Annotated in this window: 13 protein-coding genes and 6 tRNA genes; 7 read left to right on the top strand and 12 right to left on the bottom strand. The window is 42.7% G+C overall.

All coding sequences use genetic code 11. The features are described 5' to 3' along the window. The first annotated feature begins 44 nt into the window (after positions 1 to 44). The 4 genes from yccS to NDN13_RS18120 all read left to right on the top strand — a co-directional run bounded on the left by yccS (position 45) and on the right by NDN13_RS18120 (position 6,515). Positions 45 to 2,219, top strand: coding sequence for a YccS family putative transporter (gene yccS / locus NDN13_RS18135; protein WP_251116444.1), 2,175 nt, complete (start codon positions 45 to 47; stop codon positions 2,217 to 2,219). A gap of 106 nt (positions 2,220 to 2,325) precedes the next feature. Beyond that, positions 2,326 to 2,910, top strand: a complete 585-nt coding sequence (locus tag NDN13_RS18130; RefSeq protein ID WP_251116443.1) for a YcxB family protein — start codon at positions 2,326 to 2,328, stop codon at positions 2,908 to 2,910. 162 nt (positions 2,911 to 3,072) lie between these two features. Next, positions 3,073 to 5,610, top strand: coding sequence for a PepSY domain-containing protein (locus NDN13_RS18125; RefSeq protein ID WP_251116442.1), 2,538 nt, complete (start codon positions 3,073 to 3,075; stop codon positions 5,608 to 5,610). A gap of 119 nt (positions 5,611 to 5,729) precedes the next feature. Further along, positions 5,730 to 6,515: a YdcF family protein gene (locus NDN13_RS18120; protein ID WP_251116441.1), complete on the top strand. Its 786-nt coding sequence runs from the start codon at positions 5,730 to 5,732 to the stop codon at positions 6,513 to 6,515. 22 nt (positions 6,516 to 6,537) lie between these two features. On the opposite strand, the gene NDN13_RS18115 is transcribed toward NDN13_RS18120, so the two are convergent. From NDN13_RS18115 to NDN13_RS18075, 9 genes are all read right to left on the bottom strand, one after another. Further along, positions 6,538 to 7,017 carry a DUF2750 domain-containing protein gene (locus NDN13_RS18115; RefSeq protein ID WP_251116440.1) on the bottom strand — a complete coding sequence of 160 codons (480 nt, stop codon included), beginning with the start codon at positions 7,015 to 7,017 and terminating at the stop codon, positions 6,538 to 6,540. 88 nt (positions 7,018 to 7,105) lie between these two features. Next, positions 7,106 to 7,181, bottom strand: a tRNA-Val gene (locus NDN13_RS18110). A 139-nt stretch (positions 7,182 to 7,320) separates the two neighbouring features. Beyond that, positions 7,321 to 7,397 (bottom strand) — tRNA-Asp (locus NDN13_RS18105). Between the two features lie 38 nt (positions 7,398 to 7,435). Continuing rightward, a tRNA-Val gene (locus tag NDN13_RS18100) sits at positions 7,436 to 7,511 on the bottom strand. A 103-nt stretch (positions 7,512 to 7,614) separates the two neighbouring features. Then, positions 7,615 to 7,691: transfer RNA gene (locus tag NDN13_RS18095), tRNA-Asp, on the bottom strand. A 43-nt stretch (positions 7,692 to 7,734) separates the two neighbouring features. Next, positions 7,735 to 7,811: transfer RNA gene (locus NDN13_RS18090), tRNA-Asp, on the bottom strand. Positions 7,812 to 7,835: 24 nt separating this feature from the next. Continuing rightward, positions 7,836 to 7,911, bottom strand: a tRNA-Val gene (locus tag NDN13_RS18085). A 163-nt stretch (positions 7,912 to 8,074) separates the two neighbouring features. After that, the gene (gene elsL, locus NDN13_RS18080) at positions 8,075 to 8,584 is read right to left on the bottom strand and encodes a cell wall-recycling L,D-carboxypeptidase ElsL (protein ID WP_159414340.1); all 510 of its coding nucleotides are present in this window, start codon (positions 8,582 to 8,584) and stop codon (positions 8,075 to 8,077) included. A 352-nt stretch (positions 8,585 to 8,936) separates the two neighbouring features. Then, a complete protein-coding gene (locus tag NDN13_RS18075) occupies positions 8,937 to 9,302 on the bottom strand; it encodes a YbaN family protein (RefSeq protein WP_005150086.1) in 366 nt (121 codons plus the stop codon). Positions 9,303 to 9,402: 100 nt separating this feature from the next. Here NDN13_RS18075 and NDN13_RS18070 point away from each other — a divergent pair, with 100 nt between their 5' ends. From NDN13_RS18070 to dapE, 3 genes are all read left to right on the top strand, one after another. Next, positions 9,403 to 10,263, top strand: coding sequence for a DUF1853 family protein (locus tag NDN13_RS18070; protein WP_251116439.1), 861 nt, complete (start codon positions 9,403 to 9,405; stop codon positions 10,261 to 10,263). Positions 10,264 to 10,383: 120 nt separating this feature from the next. Then, positions 10,384 to 10,527, top strand: a complete 144-nt coding sequence (locus NDN13_RS18065) for an entericidin A/B family lipoprotein (protein ID WP_017196706.1) — start codon at positions 10,384 to 10,386, stop codon at positions 10,525 to 10,527. A 124-nt stretch (positions 10,528 to 10,651) separates the two neighbouring features. After that, positions 10,652 to 11,785 carry a succinyl-diaminopimelate desuccinylase gene (gene dapE, locus NDN13_RS18060; protein ID WP_251116438.1) on the top strand — a complete coding sequence of 378 codons (1,134 nt, stop codon included), beginning with the start codon at positions 10,652 to 10,654 and terminating at the stop codon, positions 11,783 to 11,785. A gap of 50 nt (positions 11,786 to 11,835) precedes the next feature. Here the strand turns inward: dapE and NDN13_RS18055 are convergent, their stop codons facing one another. From NDN13_RS18055 to NDN13_RS18045, 3 genes are all read right to left on the bottom strand, one after another. Next, on the bottom strand, positions 11,836 to 12,291 hold the full coding sequence (locus NDN13_RS18055) for a hypothetical protein (protein WP_005206060.1): 456 nt from the start codon (positions 12,289 to 12,291) through the stop codon (positions 11,836 to 11,838). A gap of 13 nt (positions 12,292 to 12,304) precedes the next feature. Further along, positions 12,305 to 17,380, bottom strand: a complete 5,076-nt coding sequence (locus tag NDN13_RS18050; protein ID WP_251116437.1) for a hybrid sensor histidine kinase/response regulator — start codon at positions 17,378 to 17,380, stop codon at positions 12,305 to 12,307. Positions 17,381 to 17,533: 153 nt separating this feature from the next. Beyond that, positions 17,534 to 19,618 carry a methyl-accepting chemotaxis protein gene (locus tag NDN13_RS18045; protein WP_004652353.1) on the bottom strand — a complete coding sequence of 695 codons (2,085 nt, stop codon included), beginning with the start codon at positions 19,616 to 19,618 and terminating at the stop codon, positions 17,534 to 17,536.

Here is a 19,618-nt window from a genome sequence, read left to right as displayed (position 1 = left end):
ATAAGAATGATAAAATCGATTGTAGAATACAAGAAGGACACCCCTTGAATCCTTGGTTCGGCCGTTTAAAACAAACAACCTATAACACCACGTTGATGTATAACGTGCGCATGCTCATTGCCTTTACTGGAACTGCTTTTGTTCCCTACCTTTTAAATTTTCAATTAGCTACTATTCCACTCACCTTAGGTGTTGTTGCAGCCGCGATCAGTGATATCGACGACCGTTTTTCTGTACGTATCCAAAATCTGATCTATACCTATATTGGTTTCTTTATTACCGCTGCTTCGGTGCAATTGTTATTTCCCTATCCAGTTGCTTTTGCGATTGGATTGATTGCGTCCTGTATTGGCTGGATCTTATTGGGTTCTCTCGGACGACGTTATGCCACCATTGCTTATGGCTGCTTAGTAACGTCTGTCTACACCATGTTGGGCGTGCATTTATTCGATCAATGGTATATTCAGCCTGCACTTTTAGTCGCAGGTGCAGCTTGGTATGGCTTACTCTCCACCATTAGCTTTCTGTTGTTCCCTGTGCGAAAAGTTCAGGACCAACTTTCTGCCTCCTATTCAGCTCTTGGTAGCTTCTTGTTTGCTAAATCAAACCTATTTGATGTCGACATGACGCCTTCAAGCTATCAACAAAGCATGATTGATATCGCCTTGGAAAATGGCAAACTGGTGGGGATCTTTAATGATCTGCGCATGTCGTTGTTGACTCGTTTGAAGGGTGACCGAGGACAAAAAGATACTCGGCGCAGTCTGCAATACTATTTTGTGGCACAAGATATTCATGAACGCGCGGACTCGGCGCATATTGATTATCAAAAACTGGCAAAGGTCTTTCAGCACAGCGATATCTTATTTCGCTTTCAACGGATTTTATCTATTCAAGGCAAAGCCTGTCAGGACTTGGCACAATCCATTTTAAGCCGTACCCGTTATGTGCATAACAAGCGTTTTAAACACAGTTTTGAAAATTTAAGACTGTCCTTAGAAAAACTGCGTGAAGATGGACATTATGATCAGGTGCGGGTGAATGCCTTATTTGCACTTTATCAGAACCTTAAGTCGATTGATGCGCAATTACAGAACCTAGAAACCGAACGCAATCTGCAAAAAATCGATGCGGAACATGCAGAAAGTCAGCTCAAAGATGATGATCTCAAAGGCTGGAATGACATTATGGTTCGGGTGAAACAGCATCTCACACCTGAATCGGTACTCTTTCGTCATGCCGTGCGTTTATCCATCGTCCTCTTTATTGGTTATCTGTTTATCCAGATGACCAATATTGCTTATGGTTACTGGATTTTATTAACGGCACTATTTGTTTGTCAGCCCAACTTTAACGCCACCAAGCGACGTTTATACCTACGTATCATCGGAACCTTGATCGGGATTATTGTTGGTTTAGCGATTATCTATTTTATTCCTTCAATCGAAGGTCAATTGGTGATGCTGATCCTGAGTGGTGTACTGTTTCTGGAGTTACGCAGTAAACAATATGCGCAAGCCACTGCCTTTATTACCATTCTCGCCTTAATCAACTTTAACCTAGATGGCTCTGCATTCGCAGCGGGTCTACCCCGTTTTATTGATACCGTGATTGGCTGTGCCTTGGCATGGTTTGGTGTCAGCTTTATCTGGCCAGACTGGAAGTTCCGCAGACTGCCCCGCTCGATTCAACGTTCTCTACAGGCGCAATGTAAATATCTTACTGAGGTGGTGGAACAATATCATCAAGGCCGTAACAATGCCCTGAACTATCGCGTGGTTCGACGCGCTGCGCACAATACCGATGCCGAAGTCGCTTCATTGATTTCAACCATTGCAACTGAACCCAACATTGATGTGAATCGAAAAAGTTTGGCTTTTGAATTTTTATGCCTCAGCCATACCTTTTTAAGTTATATCGCAGCCTTGGGCGCGCATCGTGAACAAATCCAAGATCAGGAAGTGCTGAGCTTACTGGATCAGGCTTTGGACGATATTCAAGGGGCACTACTTAGAGATGAAGTTCCTGATCTATCAGCACAAAACCTGATGCAAACCATTCGTGAACGCTTGGGCCGCAATGATGACAATGACCCGAAATCGCTGATTATTTTGCAGCAACTTTCATTGATGCTGAGTGTGTTAACCCGCTTAAGTATGCTAAAACAAAGTCTGAGCCATGAACCGAATGAAGATGGTACCGAATTTGCTTCACTTTAAAGGCGGTTATGATTGCAATAGCCGCTTATGATTCGCCATTGGCATAATATCTTTGCCTGCCAATAGATGTTAAACTAAACCCAGTTATATACTCATTTTTTATACTATGACCGCCAAAACGCTATACGCTTATACGCTACAACCTGTTCCTTACGAAGTTTCTGAAGCTGAACAACGTCAAGCTCAACTGATGATTTGGCGTAGTACCAACAAATTCAGCCGCAAAGCATGGATGATTATGATCGCACTGGTTGTGCTTTCATTGGTTGCTGCAGGACTTATTAAATATTATTCAACCTACTCAACTGTGATCTGTTGGGTCGTGATTGTGAGTGTGGTGCTGTTCTATTTGATCAAACGTTTTGGTCTGGAATGGTACGTTAAACGCAAGATGACTGAATTCCCAGTGCAAGAAATTAAAGGTCTACGCTTAGGGGTACAACCTCACGGTATCGTGATGCGCCAAAAAATGGGTTTGCAAGAAGGTACTGCAACCATTGGCTGGAAAGACATTTACGAATGGTATAGCTCTCCTGACTTTATTTTGGTGAACTTCAAAGTAAAAACACCAAAAGGCGAAGAACAACAAGGCGCTTATATTTTACCAAAACGTATGGACTCAAAGAACTTCTCGTTCAATACCGTACGTAGACATTTGAATGAAACCGTTGGCGCAGCCAAATCAATCTAAACATTAAAGATTGATCCAAAAACCTCCCTTGATGGGAGGTTTTTTAATGCCCATTAAATAAATGAGAATCAAAATCAATATTACCTGCAAAATCCATATTATGTTCTTATTCTTGGGTTATAATTTTTTACATGAATTTCATTATCTTTCCATTCTTTGACCATGTTTAAAAAAGTTTTCTTCCAAATCCATTGGTTTTTAGGGATTACTGCGGGGCTTATTCTCTCTTTGATGGGAGTCACAGGTGCAATCTACTCATACGAACCACAGATTCTAAAATGGATCAACCAAGACAGCTATGTCGTTGAGGTTGCCCAAACACCAAAACTCACCCCTGCCCAACTGTATCAACATTTCAATCAGCAACAACCCGAGATTGAAATTAACAGCATTACCATTGCTTCTGACCCAACAGCATCTTCTACCGTCAATATTAAAAAAGAAGGTGCGCGTCGTGGTTACAACATGATGGTCAATCCATATACAGCGGAAGTCTTACCAGATATTAAAGGTCGTGACACCTTACAATTTATTCAGCGTTTACATCGTAATTTAACGGCTGGAGAATTTGGGGCGCAAATTACAGGTGCCTCTACGCTGATGCTGATTTTCTTTGTATTAAGTGGTATCTATCTACGCTTTCCAAAGAAACATAGTATTAAACAATGGTTGTTTATTAAGCCAAAACTAAAAGGTCGTAATTTTATTTGGGACTTACATGCAGTGGTCGGAACCTGGGTGATTGTGTTCTATCTACTGTTTGCATGCACTGGCTTATATTGGTCTTATGACTGGTGGCGTGCAGGTATGTTCAAAGTCATGGGCGTTGAACAACCACAACGTAATCAACAAAGTAATGACCGAGGCAAAGATAAACAACCTCAACTGGAAAAAACGCAGGTCAATAGCATCCTGACGCAAACATGGACAGGGGTAAATGCACAGATTGGGCGTGAGTATTCTAGCCTGACCTTAAATATTCCTAAACGTAATGATGCCAAGGTTGAACTTTCATTTGTCGATGCCATTCCACAGCATGAGCGCGCGCGTAACCAAGCCGTCTATAACTATCAAAACAATAAATTCGAAAAATTCGAACTGTATGAGGACAAGAAGCTCAATGAAAAAATCATGAGCAGTATGCTGCCCGTGCATCGTGGTAGCTTCTTTGGTTCAACCTATCAATTTATTGCTATGTTGGCTTCATTGGCCATGCCACTATTCTTTGTAACCGGTTGGATGCTGTATCTAAAACGCCGTAAACAGAAGAAATTAACTCAAGCGGCACGTCAGTCACTCGGCGCACAGCAGATTGATCCAAATGCCAAACCTTGGCTGATTACTTATGCAACGCAAACTGGTGTGGCTGAACAGTTGGCTTGGCGTACTGCGACCAGCTTACAGGAAGCACAACAGCCAACTACAGTTAAACCAATTCAGCAACTGACTGAGCAAGACCTGCAGCACGCAGCACAGGTTTTATTTGTGATCAGTACCTATGGCACAGGTGAAGCACCCGATCTTGCAGCAAGTTTTAGTAAAAAACTGATGCAACAACAGCTTGATCTGAGTCAAATGCACTATGCCGTACTTGCACTAGGTTCAAAAGAATACCCTGACAGCTATTGCAGCTTCGGCTATGCAGTAGATGCATGGTTAAAACAATGCAAAGCACAACCGCTGTTCGACTTGATTGAAGTGGATAATGCCAATAACAACGATATTCAACGTTGGAACCAAGCCCTTTCGGTGGTGACCAAGCATGAACTACATGCCATGAATATCGAGAAAGTGTTTGACCAATGGACTTTGGATGAACGCACATTGCTTAATCCAAACAGCCTCGGGCAAGCAGCCTACAATATCGAACTACGTTCGGCTTCTGATATGACCTGGCATGCAGGTGATATTGCAGAAATTCAGCCAGCCAATAAGCTGACTGATATTCAAGATTTCTTGATCAAATATCAGATTCCTGCACATAGTATCGTTGAATCATTGAACCAAAATATTGAACAAGCACTGTGGAATAGAAATCTGCGGGTTGAGATCCAGCCGTTTAGTACGCTTGAAGATTTACTTGAACAACTTCCAAGCCTACCCACACGTGAATACTCGATTGCCAGTATTCCGTCACAACAAGTACTAAGACTGGTGGTTCGCCAAAAACGTGATGAACATAATCAACTCGGTCTTGGCTCAGGTTGGTTAACTGAATTTGCACAATTGAAGCAGACCATTGCCCTACGTATTCGAACCAATGAATCATTCCATTTAATTGACGATAACCGCCCTATTATCTGTATTGGTAATGGTACTGGTATCGCAGGTCTTATGAGCTTATTACAGCAACGTAATCGACAAAATTACACTGCCAACTGGCTGATCTTTGGTGAACGTCAACGCAAACATGATTTCTTCTATCAAGAAACCATTCAAGCCTGGTTAAACATGGGAACACTACAGCGTCTGGATTTGGCTTTTTCTCGTGATCAAGAACAGCGTGTCTATGTTCAGGACGTATTGCGCAACAATGCTGATGAACTGATCAAATGGGTTGTGCAAGGTGCGGTGATTTATGTCTGTGGTAGTATCGAAGGCATGGCTTCTGGTGTCGATCAGGCATTAATGGAAATTCTTAGCGAAGAAAAACTGGATGAGTTAAGACAAGCTGGTCGTTATCGCCGAGACGTTTATTAATTCTTTTCTATAAAAAAACGAGTGCTAGCCACTCATTTTTTTATAAGACAATAAGAGGATTTGCCTTTCTCTGAATTTTGCATACACTTAGCACGGTTCAAATCGACACAATTAAGATTATGCAAATAAGTTCATGGGTTCGTATTATTTTAGCCCTTATCGGTTCAGTTCTGTTCTTAGATGGCGCAATTCTGATCGCTTTTAAAAAAATTCATATCGGAACAGTACTACCGCTGCTACTTGGACTATTTTTCTGCCTCTATGCTTATTTCTATTATCATATTGAACGCTTCTTCTTCTACCATTTCCGCCTGCATTCAATTTGGCGCTTTGGCTGGCTCTGTTTCTGGATTTGGGTCGTTAGCTTAGGCTATTTCTTTAATTATCTTTCAGACAATAATGCTAAAACTCAAAATATTCCCGCGGTTAAAGCGATTATTGTATTAGGCAGTGGTGTTGAAAATGGACAACCTTCAGCCACACTCACAAAACGCTTAGATCGTGCTGCACCTGTTGCTTTAGCTCAACCGCAAGCAAAGTTAGTGATGACAGGGGGAGTTGATTTTGGTGAGCGCGATAGTGAAGCAATCGTAATGTCACGTTATGTACAACAACACTACCACATCCCAGTCTCACAAATTATTCTGGAAGATAAAAGCACCAGTACCGAGCTGAATCTTAAAAATAGCCAACAGCTCTTACAGGCACAACAGATTAGCATTCAACAACCGATTGCCATTGTGACCAGCGATTTTCATACTTTACGTGCTGCTGCCATTGCCAAAAAACAAGGCTATTCGGATATCACCCTACTCGGTGCGACTACACCTCTAAGCACACGCTACAATGCATGGCTAAGAGAGTATTTTGCCTATGCCAGTGGGTGGCTGCTCAATGAATACTGATTGAGGCGTTCGCTCGAACTTATTATGAAGCTGAGTTATGCAAACGAATATCACGTGGTAATGGAAGTTTTAACTCAGCAAAGACATCAGGACGTTGTAAATAAATTTGATATAAAAAATTCTTGATATCCAATAATAAAGCATCTGGAGACACCAAGAGGTTATTGCCTTCTGGGGTTAAATCTAGAGATAAGATCGTATTATTTTCTTTTAAAAATGGAATCATTTTTTCAATAAAAGCCAGTAATGGCACTTCCTGAATTTCGTATTGCGCCCAATTGTCTTTAATTAATAATTTTGCCAGACTTTTATTTTGCCAAACCGATAAAGCATGCTGTCCAGATGGTGTTGAGCACAGTGCCCAGCCCTCGTGATACAGTGCAATCACGTGGCGTTGCATAACAATATTTTGGATAAACTGACGGTAAGCGTCTTTGAGTGAAGAACCAGAAGGTGTAGTTTGAGATTTCGACGCAGCCTTGCGTTGATAAGGGTTTCTCATAAAGTACTTCATATTAGAATCATTATTGATGCTAATCATAAAATAACTTTGTAGGGATTACAATGATATGAGATATGAGGAAGAAATATGGTGGGCGCTGACGGGATCGAACCGCCGACATTCTGCTTGTAAGGCAGACGCTCTACCAACTGAGCTAAGCGCCCTGAGCGAGGATAAACAAAGCGAAGCTTTGTCTGAGCGCAAGAGAAAAATCTTTGATTTTTCTAATGGCATCTCGAATCAGAGATCAAGTATAAAAATACTTGTTAAAACCAACATTCTCTTAAACCGATATTAAGAAAATGGCGCAGCGGACGGGGCTCGAACCCGCGACCCTCGGCGTGACAGGCCGATATTCTAACCAACTGAACTACCGCTGCACTGTATACTTCTATAGAGAAGTAGATGTCACTAATTATGGTGGGCGCTGACGGGATCGAACCGCCGACATTCTGCTTGTAAGGCAGACGCTCTACCAACTGAGCTAAGCGCCCTGAGCGAGGTAACAAATCTAAAGCATCGCTTTAAAAATTTGTTTGAATATAAAAGAAATAAATTCTAATGTACTCAACTCTATCTAATCTTGCAATCTTAAAGTGGCGCAGCGGACGGGGCTCGAACCCGCGACCCTCGGCGTGACAGGCCGATATTCTAACCAACTGAACTACCGCTGCACGATAATTTTGCAATCATAGCAAACGACGATTAAAACTTAAGTGGCGCAGCGGACGGGGCTCGAACCCGCGACCCCCGGCGTGACAGGCCGGTATTCTAACCAACTGAACTACCGCTGCACTTGAGTCTTAACGTAAAGAGCTTGGTGGGCGCTGACGGGATCGAACCGCCGACATTCTGCTTGTAAGGCAGACGCTCTACCAACTGAGCTAAGCGCCCTTAACGTCTTCATCGTTTGTGAGGTGCATTATAGAGAATCTTTACAGCCTGTCAAACGCTTTTGCCATTCTTTTCCGAAAAAACCGCACGAATGATTAAAAAATAAGTCATTCCATGCAAAAACTGATATTTTCGTATTTTATTTAAGCACTTATTGCGATTTTCATGCATCATTTTTAATGGCGTGTTCTGAAATATAAACCCGTGCCTGCTCAGAAATCAGCTCAAAAAGCTCAATCACTTCATCATTTTTCATTCGGATACAGCCATGTGACATGGGAATGCCCATCGGTTCAGTATCTGGTGTGCCATGAATATAGATATAACGTTTAAAGGTATCGTGCCCTTCCCCATGGTTAAAGCCTTCTTCTAAGCCATCTAACCATAAAATACGAGACAAGATCCAATCGCGTTGTGGAAATTGTTGCGCTAATTGCTGGTCATACACTTCACCCGTGGGTTGGCGTGCAATAAAGACGGCATTTTTTGGTGCATCACCACCAATCTTTTGTGCAACCTGATGCCAGCCTCGCGGCGTTTTACCACTATTCTCTTGTTCACCAATACCGTTCTTACCCGAAGAGATCACATAGAATTTATTATGTTTTGGCAAACTTAAGGTTTGTTGTGCCAAGTCAATGACGATGTCTGCCTGATCTAGGGTATAGCTCATTTTTATCTCGATAACTGATAGAACACTTTTATTTCAACATAGACTGTCAGCTTTTTCTTGTGCTTTTCAGTAGTTTTAATTATTGATTGTTTTTAAACATAATTAGAAAAGCACGACCATTTTATTTCATTTTAATAACCAGCTTTGTTTAACTTCCTTCACTCGGGAGGAATATATTCAGCAAGGGCTTCGCTTTTCTTAACGCCCTCACTCGAACATAGTTCTCGTCTTGCGCATGAGAAATACATTTCGCAAGAGCGTTGCTTTTTATTAACTCGCCACTCGCAGCATATGAGCCATATTTTGGCGCAAGGTCTTGCGTTTCGAGCAAAGCCTTAAAGCGTTGCTTTGTTTATCCTCGCTCAGGCTCGGGGCGTAACCACAACCACACAGCCACGATAAACATGGTGACATCGGTAAAAACTTTTACCCAAAATGGCGCATTGGTAAATAGCATCAAAATACCACTGATCAGCATCATGATGCTGGCAATCCATTTTGCCTTACGGGGAACAGTGCCATGCTCACGCCAATTGCGTAAAGTTGGTCCATATTTCGGATGATTCAATAACCATGCATCCATTTCAGGCCAGCCTTTAGAAGCTGCCCATGCCGCAAGAATCAGAAATACGGTGGTTGGCATCCCCGGTAAAATTGCCCCAATGATTCCCAAAGTAATAAAAATGACGACCAAACTACGCCAGAACAACGTTTTCATTGAGCAATTAACCAACACCTGTTTACAACCATGCTAGTATAAAGTGTTTTTATTGTGGTTTCTTAAACTTAACCTATTATTTCAATGATTGAGTGACTTCATGTCTAAAATGATTACCACCCCTTGTTTTTTTGAGCCGTGGTTACAGTTTAAGCACCCTATCGTACGGCATTTGGCTTTTTGTATTGCCAGTCCCAATATCTTGGCCCAAATTCCCAGTGAGCTGAATGTTAAACATCATTTTGAACTCCACTCAGATCTGATTTGGCAAGGCCATTATCAACGTTATGAACCACGCTTAAAACAGCTCGATCAGCAGCCTCAAGCCCTCATCGATTTCTTAGCACAACTCAAAAGTACCCGCCTCGGTTTACGTTTTGAGAATTTACTCTGGTTTTGGTTATTGGACGATGACTATCATCCCTATCAACTGCTAGGGCATAGTATTCAAAAAATTGCGGGTGCAGTGACCTTAGGTGAACTCGATTTTGTTGTACTCAATACACGAACAAATGAAATTGAACATTGGGAAGTCGCCTTAAAATATTATCTAGGCGAAGGACAATTAGATTTAGTGCAATGGTACGGACTCAATCGACAAGATACCCTACAACGTAAACTCAAGCATTTCACCGAACGTCAATTCCAATTCACGGAAGCGAATCAACAGCAATTTCAACGAAAATTTGCCGTAATGAAAGGCCAACTGTACCTGCCTAGCTATTCAGATCATTTAACTCGCCCCACTTGGATCAATGCATCACGGCGTCTAGGGCAATGGGGCACCCAGATCCCGCAAACGCCTTATTATCGCTTACAACGACACGAGTGGCTTTGTCCTGATCAACACGCATCATCACAGCCTGCGCTGTGGTGGACCAATGGTTTGTACCATCAAAGTCAACCCGAACCTGATTTCTATATGTTCCGCCAACCCTCTTTATTGTTTAGTCATACTTAATAAAGTCATTACCCAACAAGATAACATTTCATAACACATCTACCATCAAACACTTATGTTCATTTTCTGGTAAATTTTTTAGCCTCTTAAGTACATCATAATTACATTTAAACGGAGACGATGATGAAAAAAATCTTAGTTGCTTCAATCATGACTGCTTTTGTTTTAACGGGTTGTAATACATTTAAGGGTTTTGGGCAGGATGTCTCTAAAGCGGGTGACAAAGTCACTCAAACTGCTGAAAAAACTCAGGATAAAATGTAAGGCCATAGAACAACCTTCGCAAAACCTTATCTATAGCTAGATAAGGTTTATTTTTACATACCTTTCTTCTGCATATTCCCCTATTATAACGGTTCATATTTCACCAGATTTAGCTACATCCCGCATGAACCATTCCGATACGCTTGAACTCAGTTTACAACTCCTTCGTCAACCCTCTGTCACCCCTGTTGACCATGATTGTCAAAACATCATGGCTGAACGCTTGGCAAAGATTGGCTTTAATATCGAAAACATGCGTTTTGAAGATGTTGATAATTTATGGGCGCGTCGTGGCACAGCAAGCCCCGTGTTCTGTTTTGCAGGCCATACTGATGTCGTACCCACGGGTCATTTAGACGACTGGAATTCTGATCCTTTCTTACCAAGCATTCGCGATGGTAAATTATATGGTCGTGGTTCTGCCGATATGAAAACAGCCTTGGCTGCGATGGTGGTTGCCTCTGAACGTTTTGTTGCTAAACATCCAGACCATAAAGGCTCAATCGCCTTCTTGATTACTTCTGATGAAGAAGGACCTTCAATCAACGGTACCGTCAAAGTTGTTGAAACACTTGAAGCCCGTAATGAAAAAATGACCTGGTGCTTGGTTGGCGAACCATCAAGTACAAATCAATTGGGTGATATCGTCAAGAATGGCCGTCGTGGTTCTCTGAATGCAGTTTTGACGGTATATGGCAAACAAGGCCATGTGGCTTATCCGCATCTCGCAGAAAATCCGATTCACACCGCCTCTAAAGCACTAAATGAGCTTTGTGAAACCGTTTGGGACAATGGTAATGAATACTTCCCTGCAACCTCATTCCAGATTTCAAATATCCAAGCAGGTACTGGCGCGACCAATGTAATTCCAGGCACATTAAAAGTGACCTTTAACTTCCGTTACTCTACTGAAGTCACGGCCGATATCCTGAAACAGCGCGTACTTGAGACCTTAGATCAACATAAACTCAATTACGATATTCAGTGGACTTTATCAGGCTTACCCTTCCTTACCCCAGTCGGTGAGTTAGTCAATGCTGCAAAAACCGCAATTAAAAATGTCACAGGCATTGATACTGTGCTTTCAACCAGTGGTGGTACTTCTGATGGCCGCTTTATTGCCCCTACGGGTGCACAAGTGCTTGAACTCGGTGTGTTGAATGCAACCATCCATCAGATTAATGAGCATGTCAATGTTGCAGAGCTTGAGCCATTGGCTGAAATCTATGAACAGATTTTAATCGAGCTGCTTGCCTAAAAAATAAAAAGAGATCAATAAAAAAGGAACTCAAATGAGTTCCTTTTTTATTACAGCCCAAGTTGGGTTTGTATATTCTGCAGGTGAGGAACATAAAACTCATGCTCGCCCATTTTTACATATTTAAACACCTTATCATCATCGGTTTCGCGCTCTTCATCTACAATTTCTGAAATACGCACACGAATCGATTCAGGCATTTCATCGCAGACCAGCGCAAATCGTTCAGAAACGTCATCGCCTTCTATCACCAAGGCAACCCCTTGTTTCTGCTTTGGATCATTCACGGCATAGACAGGAAGTTTTAGATCATGCCATTCAATATGATCAACATTGGTTTGGGTATCCATTGCTGATAACACAATATTTTGGGGTAACAGCATCGGTACTTTTTGATGGCATTGAATAATATATGCATCAATAAATCCGGTTGAGACCGTAATTAAATGTTGTAACTCTTGCTGGTCAATCTGCCCCAGTGCTGAGTTTGCGCTTTTCTTAGCCATTATTTTTCACCTCTTAGCGCACCGCAAGTAAGCTTTCAATATTTTCCAAGAGCGCCTCTTCTTGGAATGGTTTACCCATATACTGGTTTACACCCAATGATAATGCACGTTCACGATGCTTCTCACCAGTACGTGATGTAATCATGATAATTGGTAAGTCACGATGAATTTCATGGTGTCGTACAAGGTTAGATACTTCGAAACCATCCATACGTGGCATTTCAATATCCAGTAACATCAAGTCTGGCTTCACTGTCTCAAGCTGCTCAATCGCATCGACACCATCTTTCGCGGTCACAACATCATAACCTTGGCGCTCTAATAGACGTGAAGTCACTTTACGTACCGTCACGGAGTCATCGACAATCATAATCAGGCGACGTTCGTCATAACGCTGCTTGGTATAAGTCTCATCCGCCTGCTTACTGCGTGCTGTTGACTGCGCTTGTCGCGCAATGTTTTGACCATCCAAGATCAAACAAACCTGACCGTCACCGAGAATTGTTGCACCTGCAATCACACCAATACTTGAGAACTGTTGCCCCACGGGTTTAACCACAATCTGTCCACGCGAGCCAATCAACTGATCAACCAATAATGCCGTGGTCTGACCTTGAGCCCCTTTAATCAGCAGCACAGGTAAAGAATGCACTACCCCACTTAAACGCGGAATTGGCTGTCCAGCGACGAACTCAGACAAGTAACGTAAACGATAACGTTCTTGGTCAATGCTGAAATAATCCTCTTGGCTTTCAAAGTACTGTTCTAAAGCCATCGGTGAAATACGCACAATACGATCGATCTGCGCCAATGGGAAAGCGAACTGTTGATCGCCAGCTTTCACCATCAAGGCATCACTCACCGCCACCGTCGTCGGTACGCGAATGGTAAAGGTGGTGCCCTGACCTAAGCTTGAATCGACACTGACATGACCACCTAGGGCCTTAATATCACTTTGCACTACATCCAGACCAACACCACGTCCAGAAATCTGAGTGACTTGAGCCGCGGTACTAAAGCCTGGATGGAAGATAAATTGCAGAATTTCTTCCTGATCAAGTTTCTGATCTTTGGTCATCAGACCTGTTTGTAAGGCTTTTTCCTTGATGCGCTTAACATCAATACCTTTACCATCGTCACTGAAGGTCACGACAACATCTGTGCCCTGACGGCCAATGTTCAACACAATATGTCCAGTCTCTGGCTTTTGTGCCTGTAGACGTTGTTCGCGGTCTTCAATCCCGTGGTCAATCGCATTACGTAACATATGTTCAAACGGCGCAACCAAACGCTCAAGAATACTGCGGTCTAACTCACCTTCGGTATTATTCACCACCAGTTCTGTTGGGCGGTTTAAGGTCGATGCTGTTTGGCGCACAATACGCTGTAAACGTGGCAATAGACGCGAGAATGGAACCAAACGGGTACGCATCAAGCTTTCTTGAATTTCAGCCTGAATACGTGACTGCTGTAGCAGCAAACCTTCGGTATCACGAATCTTTTCAGACAGCGTGGTTTTGAAATCAACCAAATCCGATGCTGACTCAGCCAAGGATTTAGACAATTGATTCAACGATGAATATTGGTCCATTTCCAGCGGGTCAAAGTCGGCATAACGCGAGTTTTCACCACCATGTCGGGCAATGATCTGGCTTTCCAACTCACCTTCCATTCGGCGTAACTGATCCGCCAAACGTTTGATTGCCAATTCCATTTCAGTCAAGGTACCGCCCAATTGACCTAAGTCCATCTCGATACGTGAACGGTTGATCGCATTCTCTCCTGACAGATCAATCATCTTCTCAATGACGTCAGCAGAAACGCGGATCATTTCATTATTCTGTTCAATACGTTCAGCGGTTTCCCACTCACCCAACATTGACGGTGGCTCAGTACCATCGCCCTGAACAAACTCCATCGTATATTCAGGTGTAAAGATGTCTTTAGCAGAGAGTTTCTGTGGCAGTTGTGCCGAAACGTCAACAAACTCCATCTTCTCTAGGCTTTGTTTTAAGCCATCAAAATTGGCATATTGGCGCTTAAAGATCGCATCATTCAACCATGCGAATGCTGTATTGAGTAGATTGTCATACACATTCGAACTGAAGTGATGTACACCAAATTGCTCAAAAGCATTCTCTAAATGATAGGCAATAATCGCAATGGCATCCATTTCTGCCATGCGTGCACCACCTTTCAGACTGTGGGCATTACGCTGTAACTGTAACAGCAAGCTACGGTTACCACGTTGGTCAAACCATTGCTTCAATAAATTTTGTGCTTGCTCAAGCAATTCTTCCGCTTCTTCAAGGAAGGTTTGCTCAACCAGATTACGGACATCATCATCTGTCGAATCAGCAACAGTATCGTTCAGTTGTACTGAGGAAATCTGTTCAAGCACTTCTGTGTCTGCAGGAGATGACTCAGGTTCAAGTTCAATTGCTTGCTCAGCAACAATGGCTTCAACTTCTGCCAACTCAGGTTGTTCCACCTGAATCTCAATTTCACTTGATTCAACTGCGTCAAATTCTTGTGCTGTTTCAGGCACAGGCTCCGCAGCCGCAGACTCAATTGATTGATCTGCCTGTTGCAGTAACTGCACTACATGGGTAGATGGATAATCGGTATGCTGATCACGAATGGTTTGAATACGATCGGCAATGTCATCCTGCACTAAACGAATAATCGCAATCAGTTGTGGCGTCGCTTGAATCTGTTGGTTGATCAGCTTTTCATAAATGGTTTCTAATTCATGCGCGATCAAACCAATATGACGCGCTTGAATCATATTTGAACCACCTTTTAAGGTGTGCAAATAACGCATCAAATTCTTTAAAGCATTAATGTTTTGATGATCGGCCGTCCATGTATGCAGATCAGTATCGATCCCACCGAGTAACTCATCTGCTTCTTCAAGGAAGATATCCAACAAATCTGGATCAAAGTCACGGTTTGCATCAGTTGATTGTAGTTGTTGCTTATCCAAAGCAAGCTGTGCGGCAAAAGCCGTGACATCAATGCTAGCAGAAACAGATTCTGTTTGAGCAGGTGTAACTGTCGTCAATGTTGCTACTGGCTCAGCAACATCTGCCTCACTGACAACGGATTGATCTTGCTCCACTGTTGCTACAGCTTCAATGTCAGTCTGCTCAACAATCGGTGCTGTTTTAGATAAATCAGCAAGCACAGCCAAAGTGTGAGTCGCAGGATAATCCACCTGCTGATCACGAATGATTTGGATACGATCGGCAATATCATCTTGCACTGAACGAATCGTAGTAATCAATTGTGGCGTTGCCTGAATCTGTTGGTTGATCAACTTCTCATAGATGGTTTCTAATTCATGTGCAATCAAACCAATATGACGCGCTTGAATCATATTTGAACCACCTTTTAAGGTATGCAAATAGCGCATCAAATTCTTTAAGGCATTGAGGTTTTGATGATCTGTCGCCCATGTATTGAGATCGGTATCAATACCGCCCAGTAACTCATCTGCCTCTTCCAAGAAAATATCCAATACATCTGGATCAAAATCACGGTTGGCATCTGCTGATTGAAGTTGCTGTTTATCTAAAGCAAATTGAGCGGCTAAATCGGTGCTCGCAATAACAGGCGTAATTGTCTCTTGGAGTTCGACTATATTTGTCTCTTCAACAACAGGTGTTTCCAGAGACTCAACATTTTGCTGGGTAAATGAACTTAATTCATTTAAAACAAGCTCATGTGCTTTGCTTAATGTGACACGCTGTCCCGCCGCCAAGGTATCAAATAGTTGAATGAACTGCTGATGCACCTGATGATACAGCTCGAAGGCATAATCAAGATTGAGTAAGCTTGGCTTATAGATCAGATCCTGATAGCTGGAGCGCAGCAAGCTGGTATATTGATACATCCCAATCGTGGCATGGTGATGGGTATGCTGTAACAAGGTTTCAGCTTGTTGACTCAACAACTGGATATATTGCGGGAACTCGTGACGGGCACGCTTCTCAAAATCAAACTCAACGTCTAATAGATCATTGATATTCAATTCAAGTAATTCAGAAACCAAGCCTTGAGGCCGTATGGCAGTTCCGTTCTTTTCTTCGAGTTGGAAGTCGTAACTATCCCAAGCAACATTGAAGGTTTGATAAATTTCGTCAAACTGTTGCTGTGGCGCTTGTTGCTTCAAGGTATGCAAATAATCACGTACAAATTGCGCATAATGCGTCAGTAAAGCTGTTTCATCCGAGCTTGAATCCAGCTCTTCTTGTAATAATGTTTTAAACAGATTTTCAACTTTTGCACTGGCCTCGAACACATGATCGACATGCGCCATGGCAGAGCTGCCACGCAAGGTATGTAATGCACGAATGAGCGTATTGTAATGATCGTTACTTGGACGATCATTCTTCAAGAACTGATCAATGGTAGCAAGATGCTCTTCCGCTTCTTCCAAGAAGATGGCCAGCGTTTCTTTGGCAAGGGCCTCATCTTCAAATGGTGCTGCCAATTCAAGTTCGGCGATAGGTTCAAGCGGTTCTTGCTCAAGGACCGTAGTTTCTGCAACACGCTCATCCCCAAGTTCAAGACCTGTCGATTCCTGCTCTTGATTCAAGTCTGTGGCTAAATTCAGAAGCTCCGCCAAAGCAGGTTCAGGACTTTGCTGCTGTTGTAATTGTTGTCCTAATAAAACCAGTGCTCTAAAGTCGATCAGATGCTTCTGAACCGCTTTAAAATCATGTACAAGCTTAAAACGATAAAGATTAAATACCGTTTGCACATAGCGTTGAATATCGCTATTGAGCACAATCGTACCAGCGATCACACGATTCAACGTATCTTCAACCGTCCAGGCTAACTCACCCGATGACTTAGCCCCCACCATTCGTCCAGAGCCTTTTAAGGTGTGAAAATGGCGGCGAATATCGCTCAGTATGTCCTGCTGATGTGGTTGTTCTGTCCATTGAACAAGTAATGGCTCTAACTCAACAAAGATTTCATCTAATTCTTCAATAAAAATCTCAAGAATCTCTGCATCTTGTTCAAGATAACTGTCTTCAGGAAGCGTCATCGTTTCAACTAACGTTTTTAATATTTGTTTCATAGCTGCTTCTTTCGTTTTTATCCACCAATGTGGGTAAAAATTACGTCTATCTATCACACAAGATGTAGTTACATGTCGCCATCACCTTGTTGAGATATCCAACATCTCTAAAAATGGAAAGACAGACACCCCCATCTGCCTTTCCAATTCGGTTTAATCAGGTAACTTAAAGTCCGTTACCGATTCACGTAATGATTCAGCCATGTTTGCCAACTCAGATACTGAGCGTGCTGTATCAAACGTTGCAGTTGTCGTTTGTGATGTAATTTCCTGTACGACATTCATCGTAGTTGCAATATGACTGGCAGATGCAGACTGAAGTTTTGCTGCATCCGAAATGCTCGCAATCAGTTTTGCCAAGTCGCCTGATACAGTTTGAATCTCATCCAGTGCAATCCCCGCATCCTTCGCCAAGTTCGCACCACGTACAACTTCCGATGTGGTTTGTTCCATCGAAATTACGGCTTCGTTGGTATCGGTTTGAATGGTTTTTACTAAGCTTTCAATCTGCTTGGTTGCTGATGCAGAACGTTCTGCAAGACGCTGTACTTCATCGGCTACGACCGCGAAACCACGACCCGCTTCACCCGCCATCGATGCTTGGATCGCTGCGTTTAATGCCAAGATGTTGGTTTGGTCGGCAATATCGTTAATCAACGAGACGATGTTACCAATCTCTTGCGAAGACTCACCCAAACGCTTAATACGTTTTGATGTTTCTTGGATCTGTTCACGAATGTGATCCATACCTTCAATCGAACGGTTTACCACTTGCGCACCATTGGTTGCAATTTGTACCGAACGTTGTGCTACGTCAGCAGATTCAGATGCGTTGGCAGATACTTGGTCAATCGACAATGCCATTTCGTTCATCGCTGCTGATGCACCTGCAATTTCTTGTGCCTGATGTTCAGATGCTTCTGCTAACTGGTTGGTAATACTCTGGGTATCTTGGGTATAACGTGCCACCTCTTGCGAAGTGTCGGTAATACGAGAAACAAGGTCACGTAATTGGTCAATCGCGAAGTTAATCGAGTCGGCAATCGCCCCTGTAAAGTCTTCCGATACCGTCGCATAAGAACGTAAGTCACCGTCCGCTAAGTCGGCAATTTCATCCAGTAAACGTAAAATCGCGTTTTGGTTACGGTCATATTCGTCTTGTAGACGCGTTACACGCTCTTTATCGGTATTACTACGTAAAGCAAGTAATTGGAGTGCTGAGAACACCAATAGACCTAATGCACCAATCAGTACGATCCCCGCAACAACGTTATCCCAACCGCCTTCGGCTTTATTGGACAAATCATTGAGTGAAGTCAAAAGTGCATCGGACTGCGAGAAAATTTGTGACGATGCTTGGCGTACACGAACAATCTGGTTGGCGTTCTGCAATACCGTTGCCGCTGCTGATTTCAATACAGCATCATAATCCGACTTAATGCTGTCTACAGATTCGCGCAATGCTGCTGAACTGATACGGTCTACACCAAGTTCCGAACTACCATTCAGTTGCGCATTTAAATACACACCGAAGGTATCAATATCGGCACCGAAGTCATTCGCAGAAACACTTGAGTTGTCCGTACCGACCAATACCGAGTTGATCGAACGTAAAATACGTTCTGCAATGAACACTTGGTTTTTGGTGATAATTACCTGACTACTCGGCATGTTTTCACGTACCATCTGGTCGACCATCAAGTTATATTCCGCCTGAATCTCAGGAATAGTTTCACTGATCGAGATGTTGGTGTCGTAAAGCTGGTTAATGACTTTTTGTTGCGATGCAATCAAGTCAATATTCTTGGCAACAGTGTCCCAAAGACCACTGACCTTTTTATATTCATCAGAGCCTTTACCGTACACACTTTCAACCGTGTCCAGGTTTTCAGCAAACTGTTTCTCTGACTCGACCAACTTTTTCATCGCTTCTGGCGTACCCGAAGCAGTTGCTTCAGTTGCTTGACGCGAAATTGTTTGCGATAACAAACGCAATTCACCTAAACTACGGGTCAACTGGTTTGAACGCGGAACACTTACGAATAAGTAAATCAAAAGGATAACTGCAAGGGCCAAAGCAATTAAAGCACGATAGATAATCGGTTTTGATTTCTCAGTTTCACCGAATAAGCGCGAAAACTGGTCAAGTTGCGTTCGAATATTATCTAAGAACGCCCCACCTTTTTTCAGCCCTGCACTATCGCCATTGCCGTTCTTTTTTTTAAGTTTAAAGCCCAT

Source organism: Acinetobacter sp. C32I (genome assembly GCF_023702715.1).
Lineage (GTDB): Bacteria > Pseudomonadota > Gammaproteobacteria > Pseudomonadales > Moraxellaceae > Acinetobacter.
This window is presented reverse-complemented; position numbering and strand designations above follow the sequence as displayed.